15 protein-coding genes are annotated in these 16899 nt (G+C 68.7%); 4 read left to right on the top strand and 11 right to left on the bottom strand.

All coding sequences use genetic code 11. From position 1 onward, the window contains the following. Positions 1-4: 4 nt before the first annotated feature. The 3 genes from A5750_RS12745 to A5750_RS12735 form a co-directional block, all read right to left on the bottom strand. Positions 5-769 carry a CPBP family intramembrane glutamic endopeptidase gene (locus tag A5750_RS12745; RefSeq protein WP_067263244.1) on the bottom strand — a complete coding sequence of 255 codons (765 nt, stop codon included), beginning with the start codon at positions 767-769 and terminating at the stop codon, positions 5-7. Positions 770-868: 99 nt separating this feature from the next. Next, positions 869-3262: a phosphoketolase gene (locus tag A5750_RS12740; protein WP_067263241.1), complete on the bottom strand. Its 2394-nt coding sequence runs from the start codon at positions 3260-3262 to the stop codon at positions 869-871. A 160-nt stretch (positions 3263-3422) separates the two neighbouring features. After that, positions 3423-4271, bottom strand: a complete 849-nt coding sequence (locus tag A5750_RS12735; RefSeq protein ID WP_066954211.1) for an SDR family oxidoreductase — start codon at positions 4269-4271, stop codon at positions 3423-3425. Between the two features lie 72 nt (positions 4272-4343). Here A5750_RS12735 and A5750_RS12730 point away from each other — a divergent pair, with 72 nt between their 5' ends. After that, on the top strand, positions 4344-4853 hold the full coding sequence (locus A5750_RS12730; protein ID WP_067263238.1) for a GNAT family N-acetyltransferase: 510 nt from the start codon (positions 4344-4346) through the stop codon (positions 4851-4853). Between the two features lie 8 nt (positions 4854-4861). Here A5750_RS12730 and A5750_RS12725 read toward each other — a convergent pair whose 3' ends face one another. Both A5750_RS12725 and A5750_RS12720 read right to left on the bottom strand, forming a co-directional pair. Next, on the bottom strand, positions 4862-5359 hold the full coding sequence (locus A5750_RS12725; protein ID WP_066954217.1) for a DUF427 domain-containing protein: 498 nt from the start codon (positions 5357-5359) through the stop codon (positions 4862-4864). Positions 5360-5439: 80 nt separating this feature from the next. Further along, positions 5440-6357, bottom strand: coding sequence for an undecaprenyl-diphosphate phosphatase (locus A5750_RS12720; RefSeq protein WP_066954220.1), 918 nt, complete (start codon positions 6355-6357; stop codon positions 5440-5442). A gap of 152 nt (positions 6358-6509) precedes the next feature. Between A5750_RS12720 and A5750_RS12715 the strand changes: the two genes are divergently transcribed. The 3 genes from A5750_RS12715 (at position 6510) to A5750_RS12705 (ending at position 12667) form a co-directional block, all read left to right on the top strand. Then, a complete protein-coding gene (locus A5750_RS12715) occupies positions 6510-8903 on the top strand; it encodes a CaiB/BaiF CoA transferase family protein (RefSeq protein WP_369829486.1) in 2394 nt (797 codons plus the stop codon). A gap of 59 nt (positions 8904-8962) precedes the next feature. Beyond that, positions 8963-10447: an acetyl-CoA acetyltransferase gene (locus A5750_RS12710; protein WP_067263233.1), complete on the top strand. Its 1485-nt coding sequence runs from the start codon at positions 8963-8965 to the stop codon at positions 10445-10447. Between the two features lie 108 nt (positions 10448-10555). Beyond that, on the top strand, positions 10556-12667 hold the full coding sequence (locus tag A5750_RS12705; protein ID WP_067263229.1) for an NAD-dependent epimerase/dehydratase family protein: 2112 nt from the start codon (positions 10556-10558) through the stop codon (positions 12665-12667). Here A5750_RS12705 and A5750_RS12700 read toward each other — a convergent pair. The 6 genes from A5750_RS12700 to A5750_RS26345 are packed head-to-tail and all read right to left on the bottom strand — an operon-like array spanning position 12656 to position 16611. Then, positions 12656-13897, bottom strand: a complete 1242-nt coding sequence (locus A5750_RS12700) for an NAD(P)/FAD-dependent oxidoreductase (protein WP_067263342.1) — start codon at positions 13895-13897, stop codon at positions 12656-12658. The genes A5750_RS12705 and A5750_RS12700 overlap by 12 nt on opposite strands. Before the next feature lie 49 nt (positions 13898-13946). Then, on the bottom strand, positions 13947-14672 hold the full coding sequence (locus A5750_RS12695) for a DUF72 domain-containing protein (protein WP_067263226.1): 726 nt from the start codon (positions 14670-14672) through the stop codon (positions 13947-13949). Beyond that, positions 14669-15304 carry an endonuclease gene (locus A5750_RS12690; protein ID WP_066954237.1) on the bottom strand — a complete coding sequence of 212 codons (636 nt, stop codon included), beginning with the start codon at positions 15302-15304 and terminating at the stop codon, positions 14669-14671. Before A5750_RS12690 ends, A5750_RS12695 begins: the two co-directional genes overlap by 4 nt. 43 nt (positions 15305-15347) lie before the next feature. Beyond that, positions 15348-15680: a TfoX/Sxy family protein gene (locus A5750_RS12685; protein ID WP_067263222.1), complete on the bottom strand. Its 333-nt coding sequence runs from the start codon at positions 15678-15680 to the stop codon at positions 15348-15350. Between the two features lie 10 nt (positions 15681-15690). Further along, on the bottom strand, positions 15691-16098 hold the full coding sequence (locus tag A5750_RS12680; RefSeq protein ID WP_369817371.1) for a nitroreductase family deazaflavin-dependent oxidoreductase: 408 nt from the start codon (positions 16096-16098) through the stop codon (positions 15691-15693). A 57-nt stretch (positions 16099-16155) separates the two neighbouring features. Next, on the bottom strand, positions 16156-16611 hold the full coding sequence (locus A5750_RS26345; protein ID WP_231989187.1) for a hypothetical protein: 456 nt from the start codon (positions 16609-16611) through the stop codon (positions 16156-16158). Positions 16612-16899 lie beyond the last annotated feature (288 nt).

The following is a 16899-nucleotide window of genomic DNA, read 5'->3' as shown; positions in this document are numbered from 1 at the left end:
GGCCTCAGGCAGTCAGGTGCCAGACCAGGGCGGCGGCCAGTGCCCCGAGTCCGTTCAGCGACCAGTGCAGCGCGATCGGCGCGATCAGGCTGCCGCTGCGACGACGTAGCCAGCTGAAGATGAATCCCGCCGCTCCCGTGGCCAGCACGGCGCCGGTCACCCCGGCCATCATCCCGACGACGCCGCCGCCGAGAATTCGGGTGAAGCCGACGTTGCTGCTGGTAAGCCCGAGCGACGTCGCGACGTGCCACAGCCCGAAAAGCAACGATCCCGCCAGCGCGACGCCGCGGAACCCCCACGCCCGATGCAGCGTGCCGTGCAGCACGCCGCGGAACGCCAGCTCCTCCGGGATCACGGTCTGCAGCGGGATGATGACCATCGAGGCGATCAGGGCGCCGGAGACCGTCGCGTAGCGGTGGTTCAGGAACATCGGCCGGGTCATGGGGAGCAGCACCCCCACGGCGATCACCGCGGCCACAACCAGCACCGCGGCCACCGCATAGCCCAGCCCCGACTTCCAGTGTTCGCGTCCCAAGCCCAGATCGGACCAGTCCAGACCGTTGGCGCGCATCAGGAACACCAGGCCGACGGCGGCGGCGGGGACGACGGCGATGCCGGCCCACGGGGTGGTGAAGTGCGCGACCAGGTTGGTCAGCACCAAGACGGCGACGACGACGGCGATGTCGAGGTGGATGCGAACCCGGTGCAGCGCCGAGAGCTGCGAGATCACCGGATGGTGAATGTCGGGCGTCTCGGCGGCGTCAAGCATTCATCCAGCTTACCGATGGCCCCCGCCGCGACGGCCCAACGAGATTGCCGTCACGGTCGCGGTGGCGCCCCAAGCGCAGCCGCGGCGGCAATCTCGGCGTCAGGACTGCCCGCCTGATCGGTCGTCTCGCTCCCAGGTCCAGCCGGCGATCCGCGGGTCATCCTCGCCGTGCTCACGGGTGTAGATGCGCGCGGCGAGCCGGGCGTCGACCATCCGCTGGCGCAGCTCGGCCGCCCGGCTGGCCAGCCCGTCGACCCGGTCGATGACGTCCATCACCAAATGGAAGCGGTCCAGATCGTTCAACATCACCATGTCGAACGGCGTCGTGGTGGTGCCCCGCTCCTTGAACCCGCGCACGTGGATGTGCGGGTGGTTGGTGCGGCGGTAGGTGAGCCGGTGAATCAGCCAGGGGTAGCCGTGGTAGGCGAAGATGACCGGCTTGTCGCGGGTGAACAGCGCGTCGAACTCCTTGTCCGGCAGGCCGTGCGGGTGCTCGGAATCCGGCTGCAGCCGCATCAAGTCGACCACGTTGACCACCCGGACCGCCAACTCCGGCAGTTCGCGGCGCAGGATGTCGGCGGCGGCGAGCGTCTCCAGCGTCGGGATGTCCCCGGCGCAGGCCAGCACCACGTCGGGTTCGCCGCTGGCGGTGCTCGCCCACGGCCAGATGCCCACGCCGCGCGCGCAGTGCGCGATGGCCTGATCCATGTCCAGGTAGGCCAGCGCCGGCTGCTTGCCGGCGACGATGACGTTGATGTAGTCGCGGCTGCGCAGGCAATGGTCGGCCACCGACAGCAGCGTGTTGCCGTCCGGTGGCAGGTACACCCGGGTCAGTTCGGCCCGCTTGTTGGCCACCAGGTCGATGAAGCCGGGGTCTTGGTGTGACGCGCCGTTGTGGTCCTGGCGCCACACGTGCGAGGACAGCAGGTAGTTCAGCGACGCGATCGGCCGCCGCCACGGCAGCTCGAGGCTGGTGGCGAGCCACTTGGCGTGCTGGTTGAGCATCGAGTCGACGATGTGGACGAACGCCTCGTAGCAGTTGAACAGGCCGTGCCGGCCGGTCAGCAGGTACCCCTCCAGCCAGCCCTGGCACAGGTGCTCGGAGAGCACCTCCATCACCCGCCCGTCGGCGGCGAGGTTCTCGTCGTCGGGCCCGAGCTCGGAGAGCCAGACCTTGGCCGTCGCCCCGTAGACGGCGTCCAGCCGGTTGGAGGCCGTCTCGTCCGGGCCCATCAGGCGGAACCGGTCGGAGTTGCGCGCGATCACGTCCCGCAGGAACGTGCCCAGCACCCGGGTCGCCTCGTGCGTCACCGCCGCCGGCCGCGACACCGTGACCGCGTAGTCGCGGAAGTCCGGCAGGTCCAGGTCGTGCAGCAGCAGGCCGCCGTTGGCGTGTGGGTTGGCGCTCATCCGGCGGTCGCCGAGGGGCGCCAGCGCTCGCAGCTCGGCGCGCAGCTTGCCGTCGGCGTCGAAAAGCTCCTCAGGCCGGTAGCTGCGCAGCCACTCCTCGAGCTCCGCGCGGTGCTGGGGATTGTCGTGCGTCTCGGCCAGCGGGACCTGATGGGCTCGCCAGGTGCCCTCGACCTTCTTGCCGTCCACCACCTTCGGACCGGTCCAGCCCTTGGGCGTGCGCAGCACGATCATCGGCCAGACGGGCCGCTGCATCGCGTTGCCGTTGCGGGCGGCGCTTTGGATGGCCGCGATGTCGTCGAAGGCGTCGTCGAACGCGGCCGCCAGCTGCTGGTGCACGTTGGCCGGGTCGTCACCGGCGACCGTGATGGGCCGGTAACCGTAGCCGCGCAGCAGTGCCTCGAGTTCGGCGTGGGGGATGCGCGCGAGCACGGTCGGGTTGGCGATCTTGTAGCCGTTGAGCTGCAGGATGGGCAGGACCGCGCCGTCGGTGACCGGGTTGAGGAATTTGTTGGAGTGCCAGCTGGCGGCCAGCGGCCCGGTCTCGGCCTCGCCGTCGCCGATCACACAGGCCACAACCAGATCGGGGTTGTCGAAGGCCGCGCCGTAGGCGTGCACCAGCGCATAGCCGAGTTCACCGCCCTCGTGGATGGAGCCGGGCGTCTGGGCGGCGACGTGGCTGGGGATGCCGCCGGGAAAAGAGAACTGCCGGAACAGCTTTCGCAGTCCTTCGGCGTCCTCCTCGATGGCGGTGTACACCTCGCTGTAGGTGCCTTCGAGATACGCGTTGGCGACCAGCGCGGGTCCGCCGTGCCCGGGCCCGGTGACGTAGATGACGCTGGAGTCGCGGTCGCGGATGATTCGGTTCAGGTGCGCATAGATCAGGTTCAGCGCCGGGGTGGTGCCCCAGTGGCCCAGCAGCCGCGGTTTGACGTGCTCGGGCGACAGCGGTTCGCTCAGCAGCGGGTTGTCCAGCAGATAGATCTGTCCGACCGACAGATAGTTGGCGGCGCGCCAGTATGCGTTGATCAGGTCGAGTTCGTCGTCGGCAAGGGGAGCGGTTGTCTGGGTTTCTAGGCTCACCCCGCCGATTGTCCGCGCCCGCGGTGAACGGCGCCCGATGCGGTGCTCCGTCCTGCTGGCGGCGACCCGCTTCGCCCGGCTCCGCCGCGCTCGCGATCGCCGACTCGTCCTGATGGCGGCGACCCGCTTCGCCCGGCTCCGCCGCGCTCGCGATCGCCGACTACTCTTCGCCGCGAGCGCGCGACTCGTAGGCCTTGCGCTTCTCCGCGTCGACGTGGTCGGTGAAGACGTGCTCGCCGCCGAGCGCGCGGTTCAGCCCCTCCGACAGCGCGCGCGGCATGAACTTCTGCGACGCGATGATGGCGCCGGCCGCCTTCGTCACCCGCACCCGCGGGCGGGGATGCGCCACCAATTTGACGATCGCCTCCGCGATGTCGGCCGGTTCGGCGTTCTTGATCCCCTTGGCCCCCGAGGTGCCGGCGATCAACTCGGTGTTCACGAACGTCGGCATGACGACCGAGAACTTCACCCCCGCCGTTCGGCATTCGAGCCGGGCGGTATCGGTGAAGCCGATCACCGCGTGCTTGCTGGCGCAGTAGGTGGCCGCCCCGGCGATGTAGGTTTCCCCGGCGAGCGACGCGACGTTGATGACGTGTCCGGACCGGCGGGGGATCATGCGCTGGGCGGCCAGCTTGCTGCCCAGGATGACGCCGTAGACGTTGATGTCGAGCACGCGCCGGGTGACGGCGTCCGGCTCGTCGACCATCCGGCCGAGCGGCATGATGCCGGCGTTGTTGACCAGCACGTCGATCGGGCCGAGTTGGCGCTCGACCTCGTCCAGGAAGTCCGCGAACGAGTGCGGGTCGGTGACGTCGAGCTTGCCGTACACGTCCAGGCCCAGCGCGGCGCCGGATTCCTTCACCCGCACTTCGTCGATGTCACCGATGGCCACTTTGGCGCCCAGATTGTGTAACGCGGTCGCGGTGGCCAACCCGATGCCCCGGGCGCCACCGGTGATCACGATTACCTTGCCGCGGACCTTCAGCCCAACGGACGCCGTGTCTGCCATTTTCGTACCCTCCGGAAGTCTTGACGGGTGTCAACTAGGCAATCTGACCCCAGATCGTCGAATACTGCAACGATGACCCAGGTGCGGGCGGCGGTCCCGGCGGACGCCTACGAAGTGGCCTGTTTGCATGTGCGCTCTTGGCGGTCGGCCTACCTGGGGCTCATCGCTCAGGACTACCTGGACAGTCTCACCCCGGAGGCGTTGGCCGACCGCTACACCTTCGGCCGCGTGGGATTGCGGATGCCGTCCACCTTGGTCGCGGTCGAGGGGTCGGCGATCCGCGGCTTCGCCACCACGGGCCTGTGCCGCGAAAGCGACCTACCGAACTTCGGTGAGCTGATGGCGCTGTATGTCGACCCGGCCTATCTGGGTGCTGGGGTGGGGAGCTCGCTCATGACGGCCGCCCGTGAGCGGCTGCGGCGTGTCGGTGTGGACGGCGCCGTGCTCTGGGCCCTGGAGGGCAACACCGAGGCTCGACGATTCTACGAGTGCGGCGGGTGGCGGCCCGACGGGGCTTGCCGCCCAGCGGTTTTCGGCAATGACACGCGGCGCTTGGTTCGTTACCGGATTGAACCGGTGTAGCGGCGCCATCACCAACCCGTCGAGCCGGGAACGCCTTTGAACGGGCCGGTCACCCAACTGGTGATCCAGCCACCGTAGAAGCCGCCGGGTTGGGGCACGACCACCTCTCCGTTGACCGTGCAACGGTCGACGTTGGCGGCCATCACCGCGACCGCCCCGGCGATGGCTTCGAATCCGGGCGTCGGACTCAGATAGCTCCAAGCGGATTTCCGGGCGACGACCCCGCCGCCGATCAGGTCGTAATAGGTTGCCCGGCCTTTCCATTCACACCAAGAGCCGCCGGACGTCTTCCGCAGGGCCCCGTCGGCAAACGCGTCGCGTGGGAGGTAATAGGTCGGCGGATGACTGGTCTCCAGCACCCGCCAGGCGCGACGGGTTGATGCGATGACTACTCCGCCCAACTCGACGGTGATGCGACCGGTGAACGGCTCGACGCGGGGTGGGCGCGGATAGTCCCACACCGACTCCTGGCGCGGTCCGAGGCCTTCAGATGGGGAGCGGCTCATGTGCGTTGCCTCGACTCGTCGGTTACTTCGTGCCTCCGGCCAGGCTACGGGCAGCCTAGGGCCAGTAGTCGTTCATCGCCTCAGCGGATGGCGAGCCACACCAGGCTGGCGCCGCCGGCCAGGGCGCAGTAGATGGCAAACGGTGTGAGGGTGCGGGTTTGGAAGTACTGCGTCAGAAACCGCACGGCGAGGTAGGCGCATACGAAGGAGGCGATGCTCCCGGCCAGTACCTGGCCGCCTATTCCGGTCGCTTGGGGTCCGAACAACTCCGGGATCTTGTACACGCCGGCGGCCAGGATGATCGGCGTCGCCAACAAGAAGGAGAACCGGGCGGCATCCTCGTGGGACAAGCCGCGCCACAGGCCCGCCACCATGGTGATGCCCGAACGGCTGATGCCGGGGAGCAGCGCCAGGATCTGTGCGGCGCCGATCAGGATGCCGCGGCGCAGGGGCAGTTGAGCCAGGCGGTTGTCGACGGCCTCGCCGGTATGGGCAGGTTGTTCGCCGACCGGCTGCTCGTGGTCGGGCGCGGGCGCGACGCGCCGGCGAAGCACTTCGCCCGCGTAAAGCGCGATGCCGTTGAGCAGCAGGAAAATCGCCGCCGGGATGGGCTTGCCGAGTGTGGTGCGGAACGTCTTTTCCAGGACCAGCCCCGCCAGCCCGACCGGAATTGTGGCCCCCACGATGAGCCAGGCGAGCCGCTCATCGGGGGTGTTGATCCGGCGATGCCGCAAGGACGACACAAATCCGGCCACGATGCGCAGCCAGTCCCGCCAGAAGAACACCAGCAACGCGGCGGCGGTGGCCACATGCAGGCCGACGATGAACGCCAGGTAGGGCGATTCGGGGGCCGAGACGCTCAGGTCCTCGGCCCACCGGCCGCCGACCACCGCGGGCACCAACACCGCATGCCCGAGGCTGGAAACCGGGAACAGCTCGGTGACGCCCTGGAACGCGCCGACCACCACCGCCTCGATGTAGGTCAAGTGCGCGCTCATTTATCAGATGCCTCCGTCGGATCGTTTCGCCCGTGGCCTCGCCGATCGGCCTGTGACGATAGCCGACCGAGAGTTCGCCCACCCAATCAGCTTGCCTGGTTGGCTTTTTGGCTGGTGAGGCGACCGTCCACACCGGCGGGTACGGTGTGCTGATGTCCGACGGGTTGCTCGACGCCGTGCGCGTCCTCGACTTGTCGAGCGGCAACGGCGACGCGGTGACGCGCCTGTTAGCCGACTTGGGCGCCGACGTGCTCAAGGTCGAACCCCCTACCGGAAGCCCGGCACGCGATGCGCGGCCGACGCTGGCCGGTGCGAGCATCCCGTTTGCCGTGCACAACGTGAACAAGCGCAGCGTCGTACTGGACCCTTTCGACGAGGACGACTGCGGCGTGTTCCTCGACCTGGCCGCCGAGGCCGACATCGTCGTCGACGACGGCTTCTATGGGGAGGCGCCCACCTTCGGCACCTCGGTGGAGGAACTGGCCGCCCAGCACCCGCATCTGGTGGTGCTCTCGATCACCGACTTCGGCGCGACGGGGCCGCGGTCGCTGTGGCGGGCCACCGATCCGGTGTTGTACGCGATGTGCGGCTCTCTGTCACGCTCAGGCCCCACCACCGGCACCCCCGTGTTGCCCCCGGACGGTATCGCGTCGGCCACCGCCGCGGCCCAGGCGGCGTGGGCAACCCTTGTGGCGTATTACAACCGATTGCGTTCAGGCACAGGCGAATACATTGACTTCTCGCGCTTCGACGCCGTGGTCATGTCGCTCGACCCGGCATTCGGTGCTCATGGACAGGCCGCCGCCGGCATCCGCCGCACCGGGCAGTGGCGGGGGCGCCCGAAGAACCAGGACGCGTACCCGATCTACCCCTGCAAAGACGGTTACGTCCGGCTGTGCGTGATGGCGCCGCGCCAATGGCGGGGCCTGCGGCGCTGGCTGGGCGAGCCGGACGATTTCCAGGACCCGAAATACGACGTGATCGCCGCACGCTTCGCCGCGTGGCCGCAGATCAGCGAGTTGGTCCAGGCGTTGTTCGCCGGACAGTCCATGAAGGATCTGGTGGCCGCGGGGCAGGCTCACGGTGTGCCGATCGCCGCCGTGCTGACGCCGTCGTGGGCGATGAATTCCGAGCATTTTCAGTCGGTGGGCGCGATCACCGACGCCGAGCTCGTCCCGGGGGTGCGGACGAGCGTGCCGACCGGCTATTTCGTCGTCGATGGGCGGCACGCGGGTTTCCGAAGCCCGGCCCCGGCCGCCGGGCAGGACGGACCGGGCTGGCGGGGGAACCCGGCGGTCGTGCAATCGCCCTCCGGCCGCGTCGGCGACTATCCGTTTGCGGGCCTTCGCATCCTGGATCTGGGCATCATCGTCGCCGGCGGCGAGCTGAGCCGGCTCTTCGGCGACCTCGGCGCCGAGGTCATCAAAATCGAAAGCGCCGAATACCCGGACGGGTTGCGGCAGGCCCGCGTCGGTGAGGCCATGAGCGAGTCGTTCGCCTGGACGCATCGCAACAACCTGGCGATGGGCCTGGATCTGCGCAGCCCCGCGGGCAAGCAGATCTTCACCCGGCTCGTCGCCGAGTCCCACGCCGTCTTCGCCAACTTCAAGCCGGGAACGCTTACCGCGCTTGGCTTTTCCTACCACGATCTGCATGCCGTCAACCCGCGGATCGTACTCGCCGAGAGTAGCGCCTACGGCGACCAAGGCCCGTGGAGCACCCGCATGGGCTACGGGCCGCTGGTCCGCGCCGCGACCGGTGTCACCCGGTTGTGGACTGCCGACGAACCGGAGAACCGGAATCACGCTGGGCGGCATGCCTTTTACGACGCGACGACCGTCTTTCCCGACCACGTCGTCGGGCGGATCACCGCGATCGCGGCGCTGGCCGCGCTGATCCACCGCCACCGGACGGGCGGCGGGTCGCACGTGCACATCTCGCAAGCCGAAGCCGTCATCAACCAACTCGACACCTTGTACGTCACCCAGGCCGCCCTGGCCGCGGGCGTGCCGAGAATCTCCGAGGCCACCAGCCTGCACGCGGTCTATCCGTGCGCGGGCGACGACGAGTGGTGCGTCATCTCGATCGAATCCGACGACGAATGGCGTTGTGCCGCAGGCGTTTTCCATCACCCGGAATGGGGCGACGATCCGCGCTTCGCGACCGGCGAGGCGCGGCTGGCGAACCGGCAGGAGTTGGTCGAATTGGTGTCGGCCTGGACCCGCATGCGCACCCCGGTCCGGGCCGCCCAGCTGCTGCAATCCTCCGGGGTTGCCGCCGGGCCGATGAACCGGCCGCCGGACATCTTGGAAGACCCCCAGCTGGTCGAGCGGAAACTCTATGCCGAGATGCTGCACCCCCTCATCGAGCGTCCGCTGCCGGCCGAGACGGGCCCCGCGCCGTTCCAGCACATCCCGCGGGCGCCTCAGCGGCCCGCGCCGCTGCCCGGCCAGGACACCGTCGACGTCTGCCGCAGGCTGCTCGGTATGCGCCCGCAGGAGATCGACCGCCTCATCAGCGACGGCGTGCTGTTCGGTCCCCCATAACGCGCGCGGAATCCGGCCCGCGCGACCAGACGGATCGATAGCCACGCTAAATTCGTCCTATGACCGTGGACCCCAGGACACCCGTGCTGATCGGCTACGGCCAGGTCAACCACCGCGACGAGATCGACCCGGACAAGCGGTCCGTCGAGCCGGTGGACCTGATGGCGGCGGCCGCCCGACGAGCCGCCGATTCGCGGGTGATCGAGGCGGTCGATTCCATCCGCGTGGTGAACATCCTGTCGGCGCATTACCGCGACCCAGGGCTACTGCTCGGCGAGCGGATCGGTGCGACGGACTTCACCACGTTGTACAGCCCCGTCGGCGGGAACGTGCCGCAGTCGCTGGTCAATCAGGCCTGCCTGGACATCCAGCGGGGCAGCGCCCAGGTGGTGCTGCTGGCCGGCGCCGAGACGTGGCGCACCCGCCGGGGCCTGCGGGCCAAGGGCGGCAAACTCGAGTGGACCGTTCAGGACGACTCCGTCCCGATGGCCGCGGTCAGCGGCGACGACGTCCCGATGGCCGGCGACGCGGAAATCAGGATCCGGCTGGACCGGCCGGCCTTCGTCTACCCGCTGTTCGAGCAGGCCCTGCGGATCGCGAACGGCGAATCGGTTGAGCACCACCGCAAGCGCATCGGCGAACTGTGGGCCCGCTTCAACGCCGTTGCGGTCGACAATCCGCACGCATGGATCCGCAAACCGGTGACCGCCGAGGAGATCTGCGAGCCCGGCCCGCAGAACCGGATGATCAGCTGGCCGTACACCAAGCTGATGAACTCCAACAACATGGTCGATCAGGGCGCCGCGCTCGTCTTGACCTCGGTGGAGGAGGCCAGCCGCCTGCAGATCCCCGCCGATCGCTGGATCTACCCGCATGCGGGCACCGACGCGCATGACACCTCCGCCATCGCCGAGCGTGGCGAGCTGCACCGCTCTCCGGCCATCCGGATCGCCGGTGGCCGCGCGCTGGAGCTGGCGGGACTGGGCATCGACGAAGTCGACTACGTCGACCTGTATTCCTGCTTTCCCTCGGCCGTTCAGGTGGCGGCGGCCGAACTGGGCCTGCCCGTCGACGATCCCGCGCGCCCGCTCACCGTCACCGGGGGTTTGACGTTCGCAGGCGGCCCGTGGAGCAACTACGTGATGCACTCGATCGCCACCATGGCGGAGTTGCTGGCGGCCAATCCGGGGCGGCGCGGCCTGATCACCGCCAACGGCGGCTTCCTTACCAAGCACAGCTTCGGCGTGTACGGCACCGAGCCGCCCGCCGAGTTCCGTTGGGAGGACGTGCAACCGGTCGTCGACCGAGAGCCCACCCGGGACGGCTTGGTGGAATGGGAAGGGGTCGGGACGGTGGAAGCGTGGACGACACCGTTCGATCGCGAGGGGCGACCGGAAAAGGCCTTCTTGGCCGTGCGCACGCCCGACGGGGCGCGGACCCTCGCCCTGATCACGGACGGCGCGGCGGCGCAGGTAACCGTGCGTGAAGACATCGGCGGCGTCAAGGTGGCCGTCGCCGCGGACGGCAGCGCCACGCTCCAATAACCCGGCGAGGCTTTCCCGCAAGCTCAGGGTGCCGTTTGCCCAGTAACGGTCGCTAGGTCATGCCGTCTTGCCTATTGTTTAGTTTGAGGTCGGGGAGGTGAGACCCAGGTGCAGATCCTGGTTACCGACGCCACCGGCGCACTCGGGCGGCTGGTCGCACGGCAGTTGATCGCTGCCGGGCACACGGTCAGCGGCATTGCTGAGAGGCCGCATCCCTGCCTAGACCGCAACGTCGACCTGGTTTGCGCATCGCTGCGCTCCCCGGTCCTGCGGGAGCTCACCGAGGAAGCCGACGCGGTGATCCACCTGGCCCCCGTCGACACCACCGCACCCGGCAGCGCCGACATCGAGGGTCTGGCGCACGTAACCGATGTGGCCGCCCGCGCCGGCGCCCGGCTGCTGTTCGTGTCCCAGGCCGCGGGACGGCCGGAACTGTACAAGCCGGCCGAGGAACTGGTCTCCACCAGTTGGGGGCCCAGCCTGGTCGTCCGGAGCGCCCCGCCGGTGGGCCGGCAGCTCGACTGGATGGTGTGCCGCACGGTGGCCACGCTGCTGCGCACCAAGGTTTCGGCGGAGCCGATACGGGTGCTGCACGTCGACGATTTGGTGCGCTTCCTGGTTTCGGCGCTGAACACCGACCGCTCCGGTGTGGTGGACCTCGCCTCCCCGGACACCGTCAACGTGATCACGGCGTGGCGGATGCTGCGATCCGCCGACCCGCGGTCCCGGCTGAATCGGGTGCGCAGCTGGCCCCGGCTCATTCCGAACATGGATATCGCTGCGGTGCAAGAGGATTGGGCGTTCGAGTTCGGCTGGCAGGCGGTCGAGGCAGTGGCCGACACCGCCCGGGGCCTGGTCGGCCGTCAGATCACCGCCGTGGGTGCCACCGGCCACGGGCGCCAACTGGCGCTCCCGGTCGAGGTCGCCCCACGCCCCGATCCCTCCGGCGAGGAGCGCAGCGCCGCGCCCGAGGGCGTCGAGGGCGAATTCGACGACCGGGTAGATCCGCGCTTCCCGATTTTCAGTGCGGGCAATCTCGGCGAGGCGCTGCCCGGGCCGCTCACCCCGATCACGCTGGATGTTCAGCTGAGCGGATTGCGCGCCGCGAACCGGGTGCTCAGTCACGTCCTGGCGCTGGGCGGCGTGGTGGGCCAGGAGTGGGGCAACCGGGCCGTCGCCGTGTTCGGGCATCGGCCCTACGTTGGGGTGTCGGTCAACATGGTCGCGGCCGCGCAGCTGCCCGGCTGGGACCAGGATGCCGTCGCACGCAACGCCCTCGTCGGCCGGCCGCACGTCGGAGACCCCCTGCCGTTCGGTGAGCCCGCGCTGGCGGGCGGTGCCCTCGGCTACGTCGCCAAAGCCGTCGTCGCGGGGCGATCGCTGGCCCTGTTGCGCCATCTCAAGTCCGACACACGGGCGTACAGCGCGGCAGCCGAAACCGAACACCTCGACGCCGCGCAGCTGGGCTCGCTGCCCGACGCCGGCCTGGAGGTCCGGATTCGCTTGCTGCGGGACCGCATTCACCAAGGCTGGATCCTCACGGCGTTGTGGCTGATCGATTCCGGCGTCACCGCGGCGGCACTGGAGCGCAGCAAGGCGGCGCGCAGCGTGCCCGGGGTGGACATGATCATGGACAGCACCGTCGTCGCGACCGAGACCGCCGAACTGGCCGCGGTGCTGCGGGCCGACCCGCCGTTGTGTGCGCTCGCCCAGGAAGGCAATCTCGCCAGCATCCGCGCGTTGTCATCCACCACCGCCGCGGCGGTCGATGCGGCCGTCGCCCGCGTCGCGCACCGTGGTCCCGGGGAGGCCGAGCTGGCCAGCCAGACTTATGCCGACGATCCGGCGATGCTGCTGCGCGCGGCCGGGGAAGTCGCGGTGGCCGACGCCGCCTCGCCCGACGCGCCGCCACCGACGCTGGCCCAACGCCTGATCACCAGCGCCCGCGACTCCCGCGAGCTGGCCCACGACACCACCCTGCGATTCACCCATGAACTCCGGATGACGTTGCGGGAATTGGGATCTCGTCGAGTCGCGGCGGACCTGATCGACGTCGTCGAGGACGTGTACTACCTGACGTGTGACGAGCTGGTCACCATGCCGGGCGACGCCCGGCTGCGGATCAAACGCCGCCGCGCCGAACGGGAAAGGTTGCAGGTGCAGCGCCCGCCCGACGTGATTGACGGGACGTGGGTGCCCGTGGAACCGTCAGCCCAATAGCTCGGCCAGCGGGACCTCCGTGTCGGCCAGCTTGTCGGGGTCGACCGAGCTCCGGGACCTGATCAGCGCTTTGACGTCGTCGAGCACATCCCAGACGTTGACGTTCATCCCGGCCAGCACCCGGTCGCCGCCGTGTAGCCAAAACGCGACGAATTCCCGTCCGGCAACGTGGCCCCGGAACACCACGCGCTCGACGCCGGGGGCGTGCCCGACATACTCCATCCCGAGGTCGTACTGGTCGGTGAAGAAATAGGGCAGCTCGGCGTATTCGCCTGGGTTGCCGAGCATCCCGGCCGCCGCCACCGCGGGTTGCTTGAGCGCATTGGCCCAGTGCTCCGTGCGGATCCGGTCGCCGAACAGGGGGTGCTCTGCGGCGGCGATGTCGCCGACCGCGTAGATGTCCGGATCGCTGGTGCGCAGTGACGCGTCGACCAGCACGCCGCCTTGAGAGCCCGAGCCCATGGCGAGCCCGGCTTGTTCGGCGAGTTCGACGTTCGGCTTAGCGCCGACGGCCACCAACACCGCATCAGCCGGCACCGTCGAGCCATCCCGCATTTTCAGCCCGGTGGCTTTGCCGCCGGTTGTCGTGATCTCCTCCACCTGCGCCTCGAGCCGTAAGTCCACCCCATGATCGCGATGAAGCCGGGCGAACACTTCACCCACCGTCTCGCCGAGCGCGGCCATCAGCGGTTGCTTGGCCGTCTCGACGACGGTCACGTCGACTCCACGCTGGCGGGCGGCGGCGGCCACCTCCAGGCCGATCCAGCCGGCTCCCACCACCGCCAGCGAAGATCCTTCGGCGAGAATCGAATCCAGCGACAAAGCATCGTCGTAGGTGCGCAGATAGTGGACCGCGTGGGCATCGGACCCGGGTATCGGCGGCCGCCGAGAGGCCGACCCCATCGCCAGCAACAGCTTCTCGTACCGCATCGTGGAGCCGTCGGGAAGCGAGACGAGATGTTCGGCGGGGTTCACGGCGGACACCCGGGAACCGAGCCTCAAGTCGACATCGTGGTCGTGGTACCAGTCGGAGTTGTGCACGGTGAAATCGTTTAGCGACTTCTTCCCGGCCAGATACTCCTTGGAAAGCGGAGGTCGCTCGTAGGGCAGACGTTTCTCTTCAGCAAATAAGGTGAGATGCCCATCGAACCCGCTGTCGCGCAACGCTTCTACCGCTTTTGCTCCAGCAAGTCCGCCGCCGATGATAACGAAGGTGATCGAGCTGGCCATGATTGTCACTCCGTCCTGCAATCGACATTCCCAGCCTACTCGCGCCTGCTCACCGCAAAAGTTCTTGCAACGTCAGCGCATTGCGCACCGCGTGGCCGCCGAGGTCGTTGTTGAAATACATCCACACGTCCTTGCCGTCGTCCTGCCACCCGGCGATCCGCTCCGCCCACCGCCGCAGCTCGTCGTCCGTGTAGCAGCCCGCATAGATCGCGTCCTGATCCGGCCCGTGCATCCGGATGTACACCAGATCGGTGGTCGCCCGCGGCACGCACGCCAGCCCGGCGCCGCTCATGACCACGTAGGCGGCGCGGCGGCGGGCCAGCAAGTCGTAGACGGCCTCGTCGTTCCAGGACGGGTGGCGCAGCTCGACGGCCAAGCGGATCGACGCCGGCACGCTACCCAGGAAGGCATCCAGGCGCGAGTCGTCGCGCTGCAGCTCGGGATGCAGTTGAACCAGCAACACCCCGGCGCGATCGCCCAGCAGTTCCCAACAGCGCTCGAAGCGCTCGACCCACGGCCCGGCGGATGCCAGGCGGCGGTAGTGGGTCAGTCCTCGATGCGCCTTGACCGACATCCTGAAGCCGTCCGGCAACTGTTGACGCCATCCCGCGAAGGTCGAATCCTTCGGCCAGCGGTAGAAACTCGCGTTCAACTCGACGGTGTCGAACACCTCGATGTAGCGTGCCAGCCGGCGCGCGGTGGGCAGGCCACGCGGGTACAGCACGTCGGCCCAATGGTTGTAGGACCATCCGGAGGTACCGATCCACACGGTCAACCGCTCACCCGCCGGCGCAGGTCGTCGTCCAGCGATGTCCTGATGAGCGCGGCGGCCAGCCGCGCGTTGCTTTGCGGCGCAAGGGCTCCGAGCTTCGCCGGTTGGGTAGGCAGACCCAACTGCTTCGCCGCGGCGGTGGCGCGGCCGTCGAAATACGGCCGCACCCAGGTCCACACGTCCTGCACCTCGCGCAGGTATATGTCGGCCCCGGTATCCCCGATTCCCTTGAACCCCTTGAGGAACCGCTTCGCCGCGGTGACGTCACGCCCACTGCGGTCCGCGAGTTCGCGCAGATCGCCGGAGTGCTCGTCGCGCACGCGTTCGGCCATCTCGGTGAGGCGGGTGGCCGAGCTTTCGTCGTAGCGGACGTAGTGGGCACGGCCGAAGGCCTCGATCATCGTCTGCCGATCCGAGGTCAGCACCGCCTTGGGCGTGCGCAGGCCCGCCTTGAACAGTTCGCGCCCGGCGCCCATGGCGATGGCGGCATCGATCGGTTTGCTAGCCAGCATGCAGATGACCAGCAGCTGAAACAGCGGCATCGGCTTGTCGGCGAGCTTAATTCGCGCCTCGGCGGCGTACGTGGTCCCGGCAACGTCGAGCAGCCGTCGCACCAGTTGCTGGCGTTCGGACATACCTGTCCACGTACCCGCGCCGAGTGCTGGCAAACCGCGCCGGTCACTTGGCCGGCAGGGTGCGCGCGTAGCCGACGCCGCGGGCCACCCAGCCCTCGAGCTGTCGTTTGGTCCGCATTCCGGCTGGCTCCACCCGTACCCAGCCGCGAACGTCGCGGCCCGCCATCACCATTGGGCTGACGTGAGCGCGCCGCAGCATTTTGCCGAGCTCGTCCGCCGGCACCCTGACCAGCAGGCCGCCCTGACCGCTGACGGCCACGGACATGTTGCCGTTCACCAGGAACGCGAGACCGCCGAACATGCGCTTCTCCTCGACCCCGCGCTCGGAGGCGAGAAGTTCGCGGATCTCGTCGGCCAGGTACTCGTCGTACGCCATGCGCGGCGCGTCAGTCCAGATCCACCCGAATGGTCAGCAGGTCACTGCCCATCAGCCGCACCACCGCGCTGTTGAGCCGCGGGAGGTCGCCGAGCCGCCGCAGCGGATCGTCGTCGGGCAGGAGGTGAGCGGTGCCGCTGCGCCATCGGCCGCCGATGCGCACCCGCACGGCGGGGCTGGCCTTGATGTTGTGGACGTAGTCGGAGTGCTCGCCGTGTTCGGAGACCATCCAGAATTGGTTGTCGACCAGGCGTCCGCCCACGGCGGTGCGCCGCGGCTTGCCGCTCTTGCGGCCGGTGGTTTCCAGGATGATCCCCGGCATCTGCCGGCCGACCGGGTTGACGAGCAGCCGCTGCACGCGGTGGACGACTTGGCGTTTGAGAGTCACGGTTTCATTCAACGCCGAGCTTGGCGCCATGTCACCGTGCAACGAAAACAACCGCCCCCGAAGGGGCGGCTGCCTCGTCATGCCGTTTTAGGTCCCGGGGTTGACCCCGCCGCTGACCTGGCCGGAGCCTGAGGTCCCGCCTGCGGGAGTGAACACCTGGAAACCGGTAGTCGTGTTGACGCCCCACTGACCCAGCTGCGGGTTGAATACGACGGGAAGCTGGGTCCCGTCGGGGTCACCCACTGGCGGCACCCAGGTGGCTGGGAGCCCGTAGCGGACCGGGTCGTTGTAGTGCCCCGGCGGGGGGAACCCGTTCTGTCCCGGGGGAAGTGGGCTGCCCGGCTCGTTGCAGTTGACGCCCGGGGCGCCCGGGTTACAAATCGGCTGTCCCGGCACGTGTTGGCCCGGACCCGGTACGTCCCGGTCGCCTCCTGGCACATTCGGGCCCGGAATGTTCGGATTCGGCACATTCGGACCGTCCGGACCGGCTTGTGCGATTCCGGCGCCGATTCCCAGCGCCGCGGACGTGATACTTCCGGCCATGAGAGCGCCGGCTGTGATTTTGCTCAGATTCATAAGTGAACCCCCTTGTCGAGCGATTTGGCCGCCTGAATAGCAGCTGAACCAATTGACTTGGTGATTCGCTCACCCCACCGCCCTCACGGGCAGCCGAACCTCCAACCCCCTGATACCCGACACATGGACGCGGAAAACCTCCGTTGCCCTGCCGCCGGCGTCAGGCCAGGTCAGCCGCTCGCGCCGGGCGGGGGACCGCAACGCCGACGGCGCGTAAACCGACTCTCGCGGAACGCCGAAGGTCAGCGAACGGCG

Source organism: Mycobacterium sp. 852002-51613_SCH5001154 (assembly GCF_001667425.1).
Classification (GTDB): domain Bacteria; phylum Actinomycetota; class Actinomycetes; order Mycobacteriales; family Mycobacteriaceae; genus Mycobacterium.
Note: the sequence above shows the minus strand (reverse complement) of the source record. Positions and strands in the feature narration are given on the sequence as shown.